The sequence below is a fragment of the Psychrobacter sp. M4 genome (assembly GCF_055699795.1).
The window spans coordinates 3,191,110-3,208,118 of the sequence record NZ_CM146740.1; the positions used below are offsets into that span (position 1 = coordinate 3,191,110).

The following is a 17,009-nucleotide window of genomic DNA, read 5'->3' on the forward strand; positions in this document are numbered from 1 at the left end:
GAGGCTATTGAGCTAGCTTATTAAAAGCACGATTAATACGGCGTCATCAAACCTGCGCTATTGCATTAAACCTGCTTGTACAATCTCAATCCAATAACCATCTACATCTTTAATAAAGGCAATATTGTTCATGTTGCCCTCTTCTGGACGCTTTTTGAAGTCAACTTTATTTTCATCAAACCAAGCGATAGCAGCATCTAGATCAGGGACGCTAAAGCAGATATGACCAAATCCTTGGGGCTGGGCATTACCATCGTGGTAGCTAAAGTCGTCTTGGGTCTCAGTCCCATAGTTATGTGTGAGCTCTAAAATACCGCGTTGGCGAAAGGTATAAATCGCTAAATCATCACCTGCGGGCAGATTGTTGCGCTCGTCTTCGGTAAGCTTGGCTAAAAAATACAGATCAAATTCCATTTCTGGGAATTTTTTTACCGCCAATAAAGTCATACCAAGTACGCCGGTATAAAAAGCTAGAGATTTGGCAGGGTCTTTTACGCGTAGCATAGTATGATTAAAGGTAAAGCCTTCAGTCGTCATTGCAATAGGCTGAACGCCATCTGTCTTTATGCTATTGTTGGGCTGTTCAATCATTAACTGGTTATGCTTAGAGTCATCTAAATTAGACATTATTTATCCTTATATTTATTTGAGTTAAGTTGCGAGTAATTTTTCAAAAGATATGCTTTTAACAGTTATAGGAGCATAGCGCCTAAAAATCAAGACGTATCCATATGGGTGACTACTACTATTAGGCCTCTAAAATTACTCCTTTTAAATATTTAAAAGGCATTTGTCATCAAGTGTCTAAAAAACTGACTTTACCAGTTTCCAAGTCATACTCGGCACCAACGATAAGCAACTGACCGCTGCTGGTCAAATCTTCCAGCGCGCGTGAGCCGTATTTGAGCTGACTGACTGACATACGCACATTGGCGCGTATAGAGCGCTTTACCAACTCATCAGCATCGACATCTTGACCATTGGCGGTAGCCAGCTCATGTAGATTATAAACACTAGGACGAATACGATCGACGATAGATTGCAGATTGGGCGAATAATACTGCTCAGGATTGATCATAGCCTCCACACAAGCCGTTACTGCACCACAGTGCGAATGCCCAAGCACGACGACCAGCTTGGTATCAAACTTCTCGGCTGCAAACTCAATCGAACCGATCTGTGAGGGTGCAACTACATTACCTGCTACGCGAATCACAAACAGCTCCCCTAAGTCTTGATCAAACACAATCTCTACGGGCACGCGTGCATCCGAGCAGCCCAAAATAATAGCCAAAGGGTCTTGATCACTCACCAGCTCTGGGCGTTTTCGGGTCATAGGATCGGTACTGGTCAGACTATCAATATAGCGAGCGTTACCCTCTTTTAGAAGTTCCAGTACATCTTGGCCAGTATTTGGGCGTGGGTTGTTGGGCATAAGATATCCTTAGGTCAGCTTACTTAGTAGCGTTTTATACTATTTATAGTAAACAATTTTTATAATAAATAATTGATGGGCGAAATAAGTTTTAGCAATAATAATTGTATAGTAATCGCGATTAAAATAATAAAAAATTTGTCTTATCATAAGTGCTTTGATGGATTGGTCTATGCACTTTTTTTCAAAACCAATAGCACTTTTTCTCAGTAAATTTTTCAGTAGCTTTTATAACCGCTTCTATAATTGTTTTCATGACTATGAGCTGCTTATCACTACATTAGCTGCTCGTACTAACTACAAATTGGCTTATTCTTATTTTAAGGGATATAAATGATATAGCCTACATAACTGATCCTAAGATTGCCCTAATTTATAGTACTGATTTGTTATAATACGCAGCAACCAGCCCCCGATTATGATAATACCAAATCTCTGTTTACTACTAGCTTGTAGAAGTAGAGACTTGATGTTTTAGGAATAATATCATGACTGACCCACTTGCCAAACAGTCTGCGTCTACTAATACGCTGTTGCAGCTTAAAGGCATTAAAAAATCTTATGATCAAACCGAAGTATTGACAGATATCAATCTTGATATCAAGCATGGCGAGTTTATCACTTTGCTTGGCCCATCAGGCTGCGGTAAGACTACCTTGCTGCGCCTTATTGCAGGCTTTGAGCAACCAACAGCAGGGGCGATCGTCCTAGATGGGATACAGATGGCAGGGCTACCTGCTGACAAGCGGCCGGTCAATACAGTGTTTCAGCAATATGCTTTATTTCCGCACATGAGCGTGGCACAAAATGTCGCTTATGGCTTAAAGCTCAAAAAAGTACCCAAAGATGAGATTCAAAAGCGGGTGCAAGAAGCATTGAACATGGTGCAATTAGAGCATCTAGCCAATCGTCGACCGCAAGATCTATCCGGTGGTCAACAGCAGCGCGTGGCGATTGCGCGCGCGGTTATCAATCGTCCCAAACTACTTTTGCTTGATGAGCCGCTCTCAGCACTGGATCATAAACTACGTTTGCAGATGCAGTCGGAGCTAAAACGCTTGCAACGCGAGCTGGGTATTACCTTTGTCTTTGTGACCCATGATCAAGAAGAGGCATTGTCAATGTCAGATCGTATTGCGGTCATGAAAGACGGCCGCTTCCAGCAGATCGGCACACCTATTGAAATTTACGAAACGCCTACCAATTTGTTTACAGCTAAGTTTATTGGTGAGACTAATTTGTTCAAAGCTGAGGTCAAAGCCGTCCATCCCAATCATCCCGACCTCAATGGACAAGTCACTAATGGGCGTATTGAGGTCGAGGTGTGCGAGGCGCAAGTGCAAGATGGATTGACGACGCGGCGTAATTTGCGGCGTCCGGATTTTGCTCGTGATATCAAAGTCGGTGATATGGTCAGCTTACTGCTACGTCCTGAGGATTTGCGTATTTATGATCCTAATGATAAGGAGCATGCCGGACTGCTTGGGCGCGTGATTGAGAGTAATTATAAAGGCAGTACACTTGATTCTATTATCAAATTGGATAACGGTCATATTATTAAAGCCTCAGAATTCTTCGATGAGGATGATCCAAGCTTTGATTACAAAATAGATGAGGCTGTCAAAGTTACTTGGGTTGATGGCTGGGAGTGGGTGTTACCCCATGAAGATTCAGCGGATTCTGACTCAGTTATGGGCGCTCCCGCTATGGTTCAAAAGGATGCCAATTAATGGCGCGTAACCACGACAGTCAGAAGCCAAGCAACAAACTAATGAGCAAGCTTAGCAGTAAGAGTCCGTTTCGAACGGCTACATTATGGCTGATTTGGGGCTGGCTACTCATCTTTGCGCTATTGCCGAACCTATTAGTTATCGCGGTCAGCTTTTTGACACGCGATAGCAGCGACTTTATCAGTCTGCCGGTCACTATCGAAAGCTATATTCGCCTGATCGATCCGCTGTACTTCGATGTATTCATGCACTCGTTGTGGATGGCAGGGATCACTACCGTTATCTGTTTGCTGCTCGGTTATCCATTTGCTTGGCTGGTGTCCAAAGCTAAAACGCGTTGGCAGCCGCTACTTATGATGCTGCTCATCTTGCCCTTTTGGACCAACTCATTGGTACGAACTTACGCGCTCAAACTATTATTTGCTAATAATGGCTTGATTAATAAAGCGCTACTAACTATAGGTATTATCGATAAACCTATCGATATTTTATATACTCAAGGCGCGGTAATAGCAGGTCTAACTTATCTGTTATTTCCCTTTATGGTACTGCCGCTATACGCCGTATTTACCGATTTGCGTGATGACATGCTGTTGGCTTCACAGGACTTGGGCGCTTCAAAAACGCAAACCTTTTGGCATGTGGTACTGCCGCTCACCACGCCGGGTATCATCTCTGGCGTCCTTTTGGTGCTACTACCAGCCATGGGTATGTTCTACGTGGCTGATATCCTAGGCGGCTCCCGTAACCTGCTCGTGGGTAATATCATTAAAAATCAGTTTTTGGATGCCCGTGATTGGCCCTTTGGCGCGGCAGCTAGCGTATTATTAACGCTTGCAATGGCGGTACTATTACTCGCTTATCGAGCCAGTAGTCGCCGCATTGGCAAGACTGACTTTAATGAGGTGGCCTGATGTCAAGTAAAACCAATATAGGCCGTATCGCTGCCAAAGGCTATCTAGGACTGATCTACGCCCTACTCTATTTGCCTATTATCGTCCTTGTAGTCATGTCCTTTAACAAGTCAAAAATTGGCTACAACTGGGGCGGCTTTAGTCTGAAATGGTATGAGTCGCTGTTTAATAATCAAGCCATGCTCGATGCTTTTTGGCATTCTATCGTCTTGGGCTTGGTCGCAGCGACCGTTTCTACCTTAATTGGTACTTTGACTGCCCTAGCGCTACATCGCTACAATTTTCGCGGCAAAGGACTGCTAAATGGCTTGTTATTTGTACTGATGATGTCGCCTGAGATTGTCCTTGCCATATCTTTGCTCGCGTTATTCTTATTGATCGGGCTGCAGCTTGGATTTGTATCTCTATTACTAGCCCATATCACCTTTTGTCTGCCCTTTGTGGTCATTACTGTTTTTGCGCGATTGAGCAGTTTAGATGAGCGCTTGATGGAGGCGGCAAGAGATTTGGGCGCTAATGAATCAACCATGGTACGCACAGTTTTAATTCCGGTAATATTGCCTGCGGTAATGGCGGGTTGGCTACTTGCTTTTACCTTGTCGCTTGATGATGTGGTGGTCTCGACCTTTGTTACGGGTCCTAGCTATGAGATCCTGCCGCTACGTATTTATTCGATGGTGCGTGTGGGTCTTAAGCCCGAGGTTAATGCTGTTGGAACCTTGTTGCTGGCAGCGTCCTTGGTGCTGGTCATTATCTCGCAGCTCTTATTACGTCGACGCTAAGGTAGTAATATAAATATGCCACTCTTAATTTAATATGAACTGTTGTAGGCTGGCGCTTTTAGACTAGCTTTGAAATTTTACAAAACCTTCTTGGAAATTCTATTTAAAGAATTTCCCTTGCAAAGCTAAAATTGCAGCACAATTTTTTAACGCTTCTCAGGGCTAAAGCCGCAGCCTACGCTAATTAGCTAGTAATTAAAGAAGTCATCATTATTAAATTTTGAATGAAACTCACTACTCTATTAAGTATAATGAATTTCACTCATTCTATTCATTCGATTATATTATGTTAGAGCTGCGTCATCTTAATACTTTAACCGCGCTACGAGCACATGGCTCACTAGCAGCGGCGGCTGATGAGCTGCATGTGACGGCCTCTGCGGTATCGCATCAGCTAAAAGAGCTGGAGAACTACTACGATATCAGCCTCGTTAATCGTCGCACGCGCCCATTAACTTTTACCCCAGCTGGCAAGACAGTACTGGCGCTCGCTGATAGTATCATGCCGCAAGTGACGCGTACCAAGACCAATCTTAAGCGTCTGGCTCACGGGCAAGCAGGTAGACTGCGCCTAGCGTCTGAGTGTCATAGCTGTTTTGATTGGCTCATGCCAATACTCAATCAGTATCGCCGCGAGTGGTCAGATGTGGAGCTGGACTTTGCCACTGGCTTTGAGCCGGAGCCGCATCATTTATTGATGGAGGGTGATATTGATCTGCTGATTACTACCAGTAATTTGCCATTAGACGGCATCAGCTATCAGCCGTTATTTGAGTACGAGAGCCGATTGGTACTGTCGCCAACTCATGCTTTAGCAGAGCAGGATTTTATTCGTCCTGAAGATTTAACGGATGAGACCTTGATTGCGTATCCGGTAGAAGCCAAGCGCCTTGATATTATCGCCAATTTTATGACGCCAAGCGAGGTCAGTTTTCAGAACATTCGCACTACTGAGCTGACGGCGATGCTTATTCAACTGGTTGCCAGCGAGCGCGGTGTGGCGGCGCTGCCTGATTGGGTGGTAGCAGAATATGAGAAAAAAGGCTGGGTGGTCTCGCGTCCATTGGGCGACGGCGTGCACTGCCAGCTTTATGCGGCGACGCGTACTTCAAGCGAAAACATGGCTTATATGCAGGGATTTACAAATTTGTTGGAAGAGATAGTTAAGCCATTTTAAGGCACCATTTTTTAGTTATAGAATATTGCTTACCTTCTTGTGTTACTGCTTATGTCATAGTAACTGATGGTTTCCTAGTTAGGACTTAAATCTTTGGCTGTAGGCTACTAATAATAGTATCCTACATTATTCATAGTAGCTCACTGTACATAGCAGTGTACCTTTCAACATGAAGCAATCGTATTTTTATCTTTTGATTAGTCCCTAAAAATTCTTAAATGTAAGATCGCCTTTAAACCACCATATTCACGCCAATAGCGATCAACACCAAACCACCTAGCGCTTCTGCCCAACTGCCGAGCCATGTCCCTGATTGGCGTCCTATATAAGTCCCTAAAATACTTAGAATAGCGGTCGTCAGTGCAATGATGAAACATGCTAAATAAGTATTAACGGATAATAGATTCAAAGTAAAACCTGCGCCCATCGCATCAAGGCTGGTGGCTATAGCTAACGATAGCAATGTCTTATGACTCAAATTGATCCGAGTATCATCATCGTTAACGGAACGTGACCCATAGAGCATCTTAATCCCAAGCGCTACCAGTATGACAAAAGCAATCCAAGCAGCCCCTTCAGCAAACCAACCTAGCATGGTAGAGCCCAGCGCATAACCAATCAGTGGCATTACCCCCTGAGCAACCCCGAAATATAAACCAATGAGTAATGCCATTTTTGTAAATTGTGGCTTAACATCACTTTTGTGAGTTGAGCCAAGACCAATTGAAGCAGCAAACGCATCCGCAGCGAGTGCTAACGCCAATAATAGTATTTCTAACATGAAAAAATAGTTCCCTTTTGAGATGTTTTTTATAGTGGCATGATAAACTCAAACGCTGCATTATAAATGACTAAAGGGGTAAGTTTTTTGTCTGAATTAAAAACAGTTGGGCTTTTTGCCATTACTGCATTAGCAGAGATTATAGGTTGCTATTTGCCATATTTATGGCTGAGAGAGGGTAAGTCAATATGGCTTCTTGTCCCCAGTGCGCTTAGTTTGGTTGCTTTTGTATGGTTACTGACTTTACATCCAACCGCTGTTGGCAGAGTTTATGCCGCTTATGGTGGTGTGTATGTAACGATGGCAATTCTATGGTTATGGGCTGTTGATGGTATTCGACCAACGACATGGGACATATTAGGTACCTCAGTGGCACTTATAGGCATGGCTATTATTATGTTTGCACCAAGAAGCACATAGGCTATACCTCACTGAAACCACTAAAACCGACCGGTTAATCAATAAACAGCCTACTCAAAACAGACTGCTATAAAGTAACTATTTAAACCAGACTATCAAGCGAGTAATATCTATCAACGGTTATAAAACCAACTTAAAAAAGTAAAACCCAGCAGCAGTAGCCAATAAAGTCAGCCCCACATGCAAACCCACCAGACTTAAACCCGCCAGCACGCGCCCATCATGAATAAAACCAAAGACTTCCGCGCTAAAGGTACTAAAAGTGGTTAGCCCGCCACAAAATCCAGTAATGACAAATACGCGAACGTTATCAGATAATCCGCTACCCATTCGCTCAAACCAGACCAGCGCCAGACCGATTAACAATCCACCTAAAATATTAGCGCTCAGCGTGCCAAGCGGTATCCAACTATGCAGCGGATTAAAGCGTGTCAGCCACGCCCTCAAGCACGCACCGATTGCCGCACCCAAACCAATAGCTAGCCATTGCATGGTGTTGTCCTTTTATTTGGTAGCAGCGATAAGAGCATATATAGTTGAGTCACTTTAAAAGTATTACAGTTCAGTGCTGCTGGTATTAATTTTACTTGCGTGCTGTGTCGTTGCAGCCAGAGGCTGCGCAAAATTAATACCAGCAGCACGTAGCTAACATGTCAATTTTACTTGGAATTGAATAGAAACAGCTTTTTGATCAAACTTAAAGCGCTGGCAATTCCGTCATCGGCCAGCGCGGTACGCAGCTCACCGCCAAATCATCGGCTTGTCCAGCTTGCAAGCGCTCAAAGCCAGCATAAGCAATCATTGCCCCATTATCGGTACATAGTGCGGGCGGCGCGTAATAAACCGTGGCCTGTATTTTGGCAAGCTCAGCCTCCAAAGTCTCACGTAGATGCGTATTGGCACTGACGCCGCCTGCGATAACCAAGCGGCTCATATCGGCCTGTTTTAGTGCTTTGACGCACTTTTTCACTAAGGTATCGACCATTGCATGTTGAAAACTCGCCGCAATATCAGCGCGTACTTGTGGATCACCATCAGAGCCACTTCCTGAATGAGGAGTATCTTTTATAAGGTTATGTACCGCCGTTTTCATACCACTAAACGAAAAGTCCAAACCCCGATGCAGCATCGGACGCGGTAGCTCATAAGCGTTTGGATTGCCGTTTTCTGCAAGCTTTGCAATATTAGGACCGCCTGGATACGGCAAACCCAGCATTTTTGCAGCTTTATCAAAACACTCACCAGCGGCGTCATCTATTGACTCGCCCAATATCTCGTACTCGCCAATACCATGCGCGGCAATCAGCAAAGTGTGTCCACCTGATACGAGGAGTGACACAAAAGGAAATGCTGGCGGGTTTGCGCCCATTAAAGGTGCCAATAAATGCCCCTCCATGTGATGCACACCAATCGCTGGAATATCCAATCCATAAGCTAAGCTGCGCCCAAATAAAGCACCCGTCATGAGCGCGCCAATAAGTCCCGGACCTTTGGTGTAAGCAATCGCGTCAATCTCATCTTTTGAGATATCGCATTGCTCTAATAGCTCATCTAATAGTGGCACTAATTTACGAATATGGTCGCGGCTGGCAAGCTCAGGCACCACGCCGCCATACAGCGCATGCAGCTCTATTTGTGAATACAACACTTGCCCAAGCAAACCATTATGCTCGCTATCAAAGATCGCCAGACCGGTTTCATCACAAGAGGTTTCTAGACCCAATACTTTCATACCGTTACCTTTAAGCTATACGCTATCGTTTTTATGACTCATAAAGACAGCTTTGTTATCCACTAAAAAGCCGTCACTGACCTTACAATGACGGCTCTTTCAGCAAATTTCAATCGCTGGGCGCTTTTAAGCTTTTAGGCTCTTAGCTGACAGCGGCCAACATATAATCAACCGCAGCTTTAACTTGTGCTTCGGTAACACCGTTTACCGCCTGCGCTGGCATTTTATTAAAGCCTTGTGCAGAATGCATATATAACGTTTCTTTGTCTTTAGCGAGAGCCACGCTCCACGCCGCACTATCACCGTATTTTGGTGCGTTGAGCAAACCATTTTCGTGACAGACTTTGCACTGAGCTTCATAGAGTTTGGCACCTGCATCAGCAGCTAGCAATTCAGGTTCTGCACTAGCTATTTCAGTAGCTTCAACGTTATCTATTGACGTTGCTGTAGACATATCAGCCTTATCTGCTGGCGCTATTATTTCCTCTTCAACCTTTACCGCCGCTACTTGCTCTTCGACTACCGGTTCTGCTTCAGTAGCAGTTTCCTCCGTTGGATTATTACCACTACAAGCACTAAGGGTTAGTAGTAGGCCTAGACTAAGAGCAGTTACTACTGGTTTTAAAAAATAACTTTTGGATTGGTTATTCATGTCATCTGCCTTTTAAGCTTTTAGCTTGCTGCATCAACCATGTATTCAACTGCCGAACGAATCTGCTCTACAGTAACACCATTAACCGCCTGCGCTGGCATTTGGTTAAAGCCGTTAGCTGAGTGATCCGTCAAGGTATCTAAACCTTTCTCTATACGCGGTGCCCAAGCAGCGGCATCACCATATGTAGGGGCACCTAATAAACCATTTGCATGACAAGCCATACATTGAGTGTCGTATAATTGAGCACCTACATTGACGGCTAGATCTTCAGTTTCGCCCCCTTCTACCGCCTCTGCTCCTTCCACATCAGTAGCACCAGCTTCAGGAACGACCATTGTCGTCAACATAGACTCTGTTTCAGCAAATTCAAAATCTTCAGCTTCAGGAGCATTGGTACGAGCAAGCTCAGCCGCTTCTTCGACTCGATCAACGGCTAAGACTTCGTGTGAACCCTCGCCTCCACTACAGGCGCTAACGCTCACACCCAAGCTGACTACCAGCGCTGTCCACAATGCTGTGTTTAGTACCGTCTTTCTCATCCCAACATCCTCAATAAAATTGATATAAAAGCGTAAAGGGTCTATTAAATTGTTGGCATTATCATAGCATAAATTCAAACCAAACCGTTATAGACAGTAAGGGGTTTTATCTGTTTTTTGTGACTTGTATAGTGGGGGGTTTATGATCATAAAAGCTTGAATTTAACTTTATAAGCAGCATTTAAAGGGTATAGTTAGCATTAAGTAAACCTTGTGAGTTAATAACTGTAAGTAGTTGTGTAATAGGTAGTAGGACAACACAATTCAGCTGTATCATGACTCGTTGTCAAGTCTAGTGGCCTTTTTTAGTTATTTTCGCCTATCAAGCTGAAGACTTTGACTTTACTGACATTTTTTGCTATAATCGTCGCCCTTGCGCGTAAAGCACAAGGCTAGTATACCCTTATCCTAGTTTGAGCTGATGCCTGCGATCTTGAGATATCGCGGCTAAATACTAATACACAGCCAAACTAATGCCCTTATATCTCGTTCCTAAAAGGAGTCTTCATGCCTGCAGTTAAGGTTAAAGAAAACGAACCCGTTGATATCGCTATCCGCCGTTTCAAGCGTGCTTGCGAAAAAGCTGGGGTTTTATCAGATGTACGTAAACGTGAATTTTATGAAAAGCCAACGCAAGAGCGTAAGCGCAAAAAAGCGGCTGCCGTAAAGCGTTATAAGAAAAAACTACAACGCGAAACTATTCGTACTACGCGTATGTACTAATTGCTTACTAACCTGAGTATTACTAATTTAGGTACTTAATCTTGATAGTCTAATTTAGACAACAGATACTCAAAGTGTTAGAACCTATATATAATAACGCCACTGCTATCTAATGATATCAGTGGCGTTTTTTATGCTACAATTTTTGGCACTGTTATTGTAAACACTTTTATTGTGAGCGCTTTTTTAACCCCACATTTTCAATAGTATAAGGAAGAATAACAATCATGAGCCAACTTAAACAAAACTTATCAGATAGCATCAAAACTTCAATGAAAGCACGTGAGCTTGAGCGGGTCAAGGTCTTACGTAATGTTCAAGCCGTTATCAAACAAATTGAGATTGATCGTCGAAGTGATCTTGATGATGTAGAAGTACTAGAGGTGCTACAAAAACAGCTCAAACAGCGTCAAGAGTCATTAGCCATCTTTACTGAAAATAGCCGTGATGACTTGGCAAAAAAAGAGCAGTTCGAGATTGATGTCATCAATGAGTTTATGCCCAAGCAAATGGATGCAAGCGAGCTTGCCGCATTAGTAAATGCAGAAATCGCTGAGCAAGGAGCGACCTCAATGCGCGACATGGGTAGTGTGATGGGTGCACTTAAGAATAAAACAGCGGGCCGAGCTGATCCTGCCATAATCTCGCAACTAGTCAAACAGGCGTTACAAGGCTAGAGCTAATTTACCTAAGCCTTGATCAAGCTATGTCCTATAGCTTTTTATAGAATATCGATTTTTATAGGGTATCAAAATAACCGCCTAAGGCTCAAAGTCTTTGGCGGCTTTTACGTTGGTAATCTCTTGGTTAATCGTCGCTAATAAAGGACGAGCGCTGCTGTTTTGATTCGCTTGCATCTGCTCGGTGATTTGCTTGGCCTGCGTAAGCGAGGTAAGGGCTGCATCATAACGTCCATTCCACAACTGATCGTGACTGCGATAACGCAGGCCATTGATCGTCGCTATACGTGCCAGCGCTGGTGATGTGGAGGTCTTGGCAAGCTTTTCATTTGCTAATTGCAAGCTTTGCCAAGCATAACGATCGCTTGGTTGCTGCTGAGTGAGCGGCTTTAACAGGGTCTGTGCTTGGGTAGGATTACCGCTATTGGTCAAAGCCTCTGCTAAATAAAGACGCAGATCGCGGCGCTCAGGATACAAGCGCTGCTGACGCGCTAACACCTCTGCGGCCTGCGACCATCGGTTTTGTTCGCTAAGAAGTTGACTGTGGCTGATAGACAATAGCGGCTCTAAGGCCTGACGCTTAGCAAGTGGGAGCGCGGTAAGCTCAGCCATAATTTGATCAGCGTCATTAAAGCGCTGCTGCTCACCATACCAGTGCATCAATGCTAGCTTTGCACCCACGCTATTGTTAGCAGCGGTTGTAAGGGCGGTTTCTGATAAATGCTTGCCGGTGCTTTGTACGCGCCAGTAAAGCAGATCAAACAAGGCTTGATGGCGCTGCTGCTGGTTGAGAGATAAGGTGGGATAACGCTGAGCTCGGCTTTGGGCATCACTTAAACGCTCATTACTCAAGGGATGCGAACGTACAAAACTTGGTAAAAACCGATTGGCAGTTTGATTGAGCTGAGTTTTTTGATTCATAGTAGCGAAGAAACTTGGCATGGCTCGTGGATCATAACCTGCCTGCGTCATAATTTTCATCCCTACCCGATCCGCTTCACGCTCATTATTACGGCTAAAAGCCATACTACTATTCATAGCTGCAGTCTGACTACCCATCATTACTGCCGCCGCCGCATCACCGCCACCATCCGCGGCTGAGGCTGCAATAGCCGCCAGCATACCGCCTATTTGCATAAGTAGAGCTTTTCGCTTCTCATCAGCTCCGCTTTCGTAATGGCGCTGACTAATATGCGCAACCTCATGCGCCACGACACTTGCCAGCTCATCCATGCTACTGGCGGCAAGTATCGTACCGGTATTAATACCTATAACACCGCCTGGAGCGGCAAAGGCGTTGATACTAGGGTTGTCGAGCAGGACTACTGCCATTGGTGCTTGCTGACGTACCTGTGCATTGAGGCGCCATGTCATATCTTTGATAGTTTCTTGAATCCAAGGATCATGTTCCATCTTCACGCGGCCATTAATGTTCTGTAAGGACCACTCACCTATGCGTTTATTCTGATATTGATCATCGAAACTTAGCCCCTGCCCTTGCAAGTTTGGCAGCTCTAAAGCATTAGTGTCGCTAAAGGCTGAGGGTTGCCATGAACCATAGGCAGGATTTGTTGTCAAAGCCGATGGTGCTGCGTTTTGCTGAACCAGTAGCGGCGCTGCGAAGCTGACGTTAATAACAAGCGGGTTTGCAAGTACTGCCAACAGCATAAATAGCCTTGATCGCTTTAATATCGATAGCTTTAAAGCTACACGCGGTTGCAAGTGAGCCATTATCTTAGATGATCTAAATAACCGCTTATTGATCTCATTACCATCACGGTTACCTGCTGGAGGCTGAATAGATGAAGCACTGATAAAATAGTTCAAAGGCGTGTCCTATACTGTCGATCATATCTTGTTTTTGACTATACGAGGTTGCTAGCTTTACGTCAATTATAGAGCAATGTTGGCTACTAATATCTAGCGGGCTGTCACCCTTGTGCAACATGGTGACGTGATTCTATTGGACTAAACGTGATGATGATTATATTCAACTGCAATTGCATGCCAACAATTTGTTATAATAGTATCTGCTAAAGATAACCCTTAGCCCTTTAGTAACAGTTGAGAGTTTGGATAGACAACGGGTATAGAAGCTTAACATAGCAGCCATTATTTATATAATGTACTCAAATATTAACCTTCATTTAGCATAATTAACATCTGGGTATTGCAGTTTTAAGGATTTATTTATGTCTGTTAATCATCAAAGTATGAATTCTTCTCCCTCTTATGCTATCTATTTACCATCGACACTAGCTGGTGCCAAGCAGCATACAATAACGTCTTTACTGCGCTTATTACCTCCTAATGTCATCAATGATATTCAAACAGTTGAAACTACAAAAAAAGACGTTAAAGATACAGAGCAAACGGTTATTAATATAAAGGATATAGTAGATGGACGGAATCTAGCTTGTCCCATGCCATTATTAAAGACAAAAGTGGCGCTACGCGGGGTAGCAAACGGTGAATCTTTATATGTTGTTGCCACTGATCCCAACTCTCAAGCTGATATTGCCGCTTTTTGTCAACAGACCAGACAAGCTCATGCTAGCGAGCAGTTGTTATTAGCGGTTAACCAAACCAGTGAACAACAAAGTAACGATAGCACTTTACCTACACCGTCCGATACAATATTTCACTTCATAATTACTAAAACCGATAGTATCTAAGCGCTGCTATCCTTTACAATTAAGACATCAACGTTTTTTGAATATTTGCTTACTTATTGAATCAAGGTCAAGAATATGGCTACTCGTTCTACTGACTCGTCCATCACTAAAAAGACGCAGAACAGTGCTGACACTGAAAAAAATGTCGCACGTGAAGCGGCGCTCAAGGCAGCAGCTCAGCGTCCTCCTTATGATGCCAGTGCATTAGAAAACACCAGTACGCGCGATTTAGTGCCAGCGATGCCCACTCATTTGTCTGCCCCTGGTGTTAATCTGGGCGCGTATATTAATACAGTGCATCAAATTCCCATTTTAACCCCGACGCAAGAACAAGAGCTTGCCCATCGTTACTATGACGAGGGTGATGTTGAAGCTGCGCGTTTGCTTGTAATGTCGCACTTGCGTTTTGTCATCCATATTGCCCGTAGCTACTCAGGTTATGGATTGCCACAAGCTGACTTAATACAAGAAGGTAATTTGGGATTGATGAAAGCGGTTAAACGCTTTGATCCCAATAAAGGGGTACGATTAGTATCGTTTGCAGTACATTGGATTAAAGCTGAGATCCACGAATTTGTGATTCGTAACTGGCGTATTGTCAAGGTTGCTACCACCAAAGCCCATCGCAAGTTGTTTTTTAATTTGCGTAGCCTAAAAAAGACCAATAACCAGCTCACTCTTGAGGAGGCGGATGCTATCGCCAATGATCTCAATGTCACGCGCAAGCAAGTGCTGGAGATGGAATCACGCCTCACCTCCTATGATGCTTCGTTTGAGACCCAATCAAGTGATGATGACGACGGTCGCTACGCTCCGCAGCTGTTTTTAGAGGACGGTATTGATCCTGCCGAGATGGTAGAAGAATCCGATTGGGAAGAGAATAATTCCTCAGCACTGATTGCGGCTATGGATACCTTAGATGATCGTTCGCGTGATATCGTCGAGCAGCGCTGGCTTACTGAGCAAAAGTCCACCTTACACGAACTGGCAGCGGTGTACTCGATTTCAGCAGAACGTGTACGTCAGATTGAGAAAAACGCGATGGATAAGATTCGTGATGCCATGTCCATTGATAGTGTTATTTTACCGGATGATATCCAGTAGCTAATAGGTGAGTTATTAGCTCGTTAAAGTATTAGTCATTTTTATAATAAGTCGTAAGCTTTGCAGTTTGATATTTTAAGGCTAAATAATGGTCAACTGGATAGGTGTGGCAGCAATTAATCTTGCTATTGCGGTTACTTTAGGGGCGTTTGGAGCACATGGACTCAAAAGAATAGCCAGTACCCAGCAGCTTGAATGGTGGCATACAGCAACTCTTTATCTATTTATCCATGCTTTAGGTTTGTTAGTCGTTGGCCTGTTGCTACGCTTAAACTATGCCACGCAGACTACGGCTTGGTTATTACAAATTGGCGTTATTATCTTTGCTGGTAGCTTATACGCTATGACATTAGGCGCGCCGCGCTGGTTTGGCGCTATTACGCCCATCGGTGGTGTACTCATGATAGCAGGCTGGGTATGGCTGGCGGTAACGGCTTTTCGGGTCAGCAACTAAGCCAAAATTAACGCCTCACGAATAATGAGATAGAATAATAAGGTTATCATTGTTTTAATTCATCAGTGTCGCAGGCTATATAAGGAACGGTTATCATGAGCGATATAATGGTTAATGGAAGAAAATTACAAACCACGCATCAAACCGTGCAATTGGTGGTTAATGAGCTTGGATTAAGCGCTGGTCGTTACGCTGTCGAAGTTGATGGGTTAATCATTCCTGAAGGTGAGCTCAATCAGCTCCGCATCGTTGATGGTATGACTATCGAAGTAGTACAAGCTAGTGATAGCTAACCAAAGTAGATTAGTTATAAAAAATATGAGTTATAAAATAACCTCAAACATATCTCATGTTTGAGGTTATTTTTATTGTAGACTCATTTTGGCAAAGTTAAGTAATGGTTATATTATGTATTTATTAGACAGTTATATTCTTAGGTAATCATAGATACTGTTTTAATAAGTTACTCATTTGATAAATGGCTAAGTCAATAAGTTGCTAACAAATCCTCGCTTTTAGTTTTATCTAACTACTTAACTACTAGCTTCTATACAGTTGGTACTGTCTCTGTAGTAACTTCACTATCAGCATAGCGTCCACTGCGTCCAGCACCTTGAGTCTTCTTACGCTCTTGACGGGTTTTATATTTACGTACTTGTCTGTCAAGTTTATCCGCCATCTCATTGATAGCCTTATACATATCATCTTCAAAGGCTTGTACGAACATCTCCTGACCCGATACGCGCATAATGGCTTCAGCCTTATGGCTCTTTTTACCACTATTACTATTATCCAACGATAAAATGACTTGTACACTTTGGATTTGATCAAAATGACGCTCAATTTTGGTCATCTTTTCACGTACAGCTGTGTCCATGGCATCAGTAACGCTAATGTGGTGACCACTAATAGAAACATTCATATATTTTATCCTTATATTTATCATTTACGATCAATAGACGAGCTGACATCTGTGTCCTCACGTCTTACTTTATTGATAATAACCTTATCAATAGTATTAACAATTTTATTTGATAGCGTGTTTTGTATTCTCCTTTTATCTTACGGTCATACTAAAAAAGTATAAACTGCTCAATATTTGTACAGAAACGCTACTTAATCTTTATTGTTAATACACCTCTAATTTGTCATGAAAACTAGCTAGTAGCAAGGCGCTATAATGTAATTAAATGTAATCATAGCTTTTG

General features: G+C 43.4%; 20 protein-coding genes. 11 read left to right on the forward strand and 9 right to left on the reverse strand.

Annotated features, from left to right (window positions below; genetic code table 11):
- Positions 1-57: 57 nt before the first annotated feature.
- Positions 58-627, reverse strand: a complete 570-nt coding sequence (gene gloA, locus ACR63N_RS13315) for a lactoylglutathione lyase (RefSeq protein WP_367105773.1) — start codon at positions 625-627, stop codon at positions 58-60.
- Between the two features lie 169 nt (positions 628-796).
- Positions 797-1,435 carry a carbonic anhydrase gene (locus tag ACR63N_RS13320; RefSeq protein ID WP_367105774.1) on the reverse strand — a complete coding sequence of 213 codons (639 nt, stop codon included), beginning with the start codon at positions 1,433-1,435 and terminating at the stop codon, positions 797-799.
- Between the two features lie 488 nt (positions 1,436-1,923).
- On the opposite strand from ACR63N_RS13320, the gene potA reads away from it, so the two are divergent.
- From potA to ACR63N_RS13340, 4 genes are all read left to right on the forward strand, one after another.
- Positions 1,924-3,165 carry a spermidine/putrescine ABC transporter ATP-binding protein PotA gene (potA, locus tag ACR63N_RS13325; protein WP_367105775.1) on the forward strand — a complete coding sequence of 414 codons (1,242 nt, stop codon included), beginning with the start codon at positions 1,924-1,926 and terminating at the stop codon, positions 3,163-3,165.
- The gene (gene potB / locus ACR63N_RS13330; protein ID WP_472782154.1) at positions 3,165-4,079 is read left to right on the forward strand and encodes a spermidine/putrescine ABC transporter permease PotB; all 915 of its coding nucleotides are present in this window, start codon (positions 3,165-3,167) and stop codon (positions 4,077-4,079) included. The genes potA and potB overlap by 1 nt, the downstream gene beginning before the upstream one ends.
- Positions 4,079-4,861 carry a spermidine/putrescine ABC transporter permease PotC gene (gene potC, locus ACR63N_RS13335; protein WP_367105776.1) on the forward strand — a complete coding sequence of 261 codons (783 nt, stop codon included), beginning with the start codon at positions 4,079-4,081 and terminating at the stop codon, positions 4,859-4,861. Before potB ends, potC begins: the two co-directional genes overlap by 1 nt.
- Before the next feature lie 286 nt (positions 4,862-5,147).
- Positions 5,148-6,038: a LysR family transcriptional regulator gene (locus ACR63N_RS13340; RefSeq protein WP_367111299.1), complete on the forward strand. Its 891-nt coding sequence runs from the start codon at positions 5,148-5,150 to the stop codon at positions 6,036-6,038.
- 232 nt (positions 6,039-6,270) lie between these two features.
- Here ACR63N_RS13340 and ACR63N_RS13345 read toward each other — a convergent pair whose 3' ends face one another.
- Positions 6,271-6,819: a manganese efflux pump MntP gene (locus tag ACR63N_RS13345; protein ID WP_367105778.1), complete on the reverse strand. Its 549-nt coding sequence runs from the start codon at positions 6,817-6,819 to the stop codon at positions 6,271-6,273.
- A gap of 87 nt (positions 6,820-6,906) precedes the next feature.
- On the opposite strand from ACR63N_RS13345, the gene ACR63N_RS13350 reads away from it, so the two are divergent.
- Complete coding sequence (locus tag ACR63N_RS13350) at positions 6,907-7,239, forward strand: YnfA family protein (RefSeq protein WP_472782752.1); 333 nt, start codon at positions 6,907-6,909, stop codon at positions 7,237-7,239.
- Between the two features lie 120 nt (positions 7,240-7,359).
- Here the strand turns inward: ACR63N_RS13350 and crcB are convergent, their stop codons facing one another.
- The 4 genes from crcB to ACR63N_RS13370 form a co-directional block, all read right to left on the reverse strand.
- Positions 7,360-7,731 (reverse strand): fluoride efflux transporter CrcB, encoded by a 372-nt coding sequence (gene crcB, locus ACR63N_RS13355; RefSeq protein ID WP_472782155.1) that lies wholly within the window; start codon positions 7,729-7,731, stop codon positions 7,360-7,362.
- 205 nt (positions 7,732-7,936) lie between these two features.
- A complete protein-coding gene (tsaD, locus tag ACR63N_RS13360) occupies positions 7,937-8,971 on the reverse strand; it encodes a tRNA (adenosine(37)-N6)-threonylcarbamoyltransferase complex transferase subunit TsaD (RefSeq protein ID WP_472782156.1) in 1,035 nt (344 codons plus the stop codon).
- Between the two features lie 142 nt (positions 8,972-9,113).
- Positions 9,114-9,623 carry a c-type cytochrome gene (locus tag ACR63N_RS13365; RefSeq protein ID WP_472782157.1) on the reverse strand — a complete coding sequence of 170 codons (510 nt, stop codon included), beginning with the start codon at positions 9,621-9,623 and terminating at the stop codon, positions 9,114-9,116.
- A gap of 20 nt (positions 9,624-9,643) precedes the next feature.
- On the reverse strand, positions 9,644-10,165 hold the full coding sequence (locus ACR63N_RS13370) for a cytochrome c5 family protein (RefSeq protein WP_367105783.1): 522 nt from the start codon (positions 10,163-10,165) through the stop codon (positions 9,644-9,646).
- A gap of 507 nt (positions 10,166-10,672) precedes the next feature.
- Between ACR63N_RS13370 and rpsU the strand changes: the two genes are divergently transcribed.
- Together rpsU and ACR63N_RS13380 are read left to right on the forward strand one after the other, a co-directional pair.
- Positions 10,673-10,888, forward strand: coding sequence for a 30S ribosomal protein S21 (gene rpsU / locus ACR63N_RS13375; RefSeq protein ID WP_025651930.1), 216 nt, complete (start codon positions 10,673-10,675; stop codon positions 10,886-10,888).
- A gap of 227 nt (positions 10,889-11,115) precedes the next feature.
- On the forward strand, positions 11,116-11,565 hold the full coding sequence (locus ACR63N_RS13380; protein WP_367105784.1) for a GatB/YqeY domain-containing protein: 450 nt from the start codon (positions 11,116-11,118) through the stop codon (positions 11,563-11,565).
- A gap of 84 nt (positions 11,566-11,649) precedes the next feature.
- On the opposite strand, the gene ACR63N_RS13385 is transcribed toward ACR63N_RS13380, so the two are convergent.
- The gene (locus ACR63N_RS13385; RefSeq protein ID WP_367110392.1) at positions 11,650-13,395 is read right to left on the reverse strand and encodes a M48 family metalloprotease; all 1,746 of its coding nucleotides are present in this window, start codon (positions 13,393-13,395) and stop codon (positions 11,650-11,652) included.
- Between the two features lie 365 nt (positions 13,396-13,760).
- Here ACR63N_RS13385 and ACR63N_RS13390 point away from each other — a divergent pair, with 365 nt between their 5' ends.
- The 4 genes from ACR63N_RS13390 (at position 13,761) to thiS (ending at position 16,094) form a co-directional block, all read left to right on the forward strand.
- Positions 13,761-14,243 carry a sulfurtransferase TusA family protein gene (locus ACR63N_RS13390; protein WP_367111297.1) on the forward strand — a complete coding sequence of 161 codons (483 nt, stop codon included), beginning with the start codon at positions 13,761-13,763 and terminating at the stop codon, positions 14,241-14,243.
- Positions 14,244-14,483: 240 nt separating this feature from the next.
- Positions 14,484-15,347, forward strand: a complete 864-nt coding sequence (gene rpoH / locus ACR63N_RS13395; protein ID WP_367105834.1) for an RNA polymerase sigma factor RpoH — start codon at positions 14,484-14,486, stop codon at positions 15,345-15,347.
- An 88-nt stretch (positions 15,348-15,435) separates the two neighbouring features.
- On the forward strand, positions 15,436-15,801 hold the full coding sequence (locus ACR63N_RS13400; RefSeq protein ID WP_367105787.1) for a DUF423 domain-containing protein: 366 nt from the start codon (positions 15,436-15,438) through the stop codon (positions 15,799-15,801).
- A gap of 95 nt (positions 15,802-15,896) precedes the next feature.
- Entirely contained in the window at positions 15,897-16,094 is a 198-nt protein-coding gene (gene thiS, locus ACR63N_RS13405; RefSeq protein ID WP_367105788.1) for a sulfur carrier protein ThiS, read from the forward strand.
- A gap of 254 nt (positions 16,095-16,348) precedes the next feature.
- On the opposite strand, the gene hpf is transcribed toward thiS, so the two are convergent.
- A complete protein-coding gene (hpf, locus tag ACR63N_RS13410) occupies positions 16,349-16,723 on the reverse strand; it encodes a ribosome hibernation-promoting factor, HPF/YfiA family (RefSeq protein ID WP_367105789.1) in 375 nt (124 codons plus the stop codon).
- Positions 16,724-17,009 lie beyond the last annotated feature (286 nt).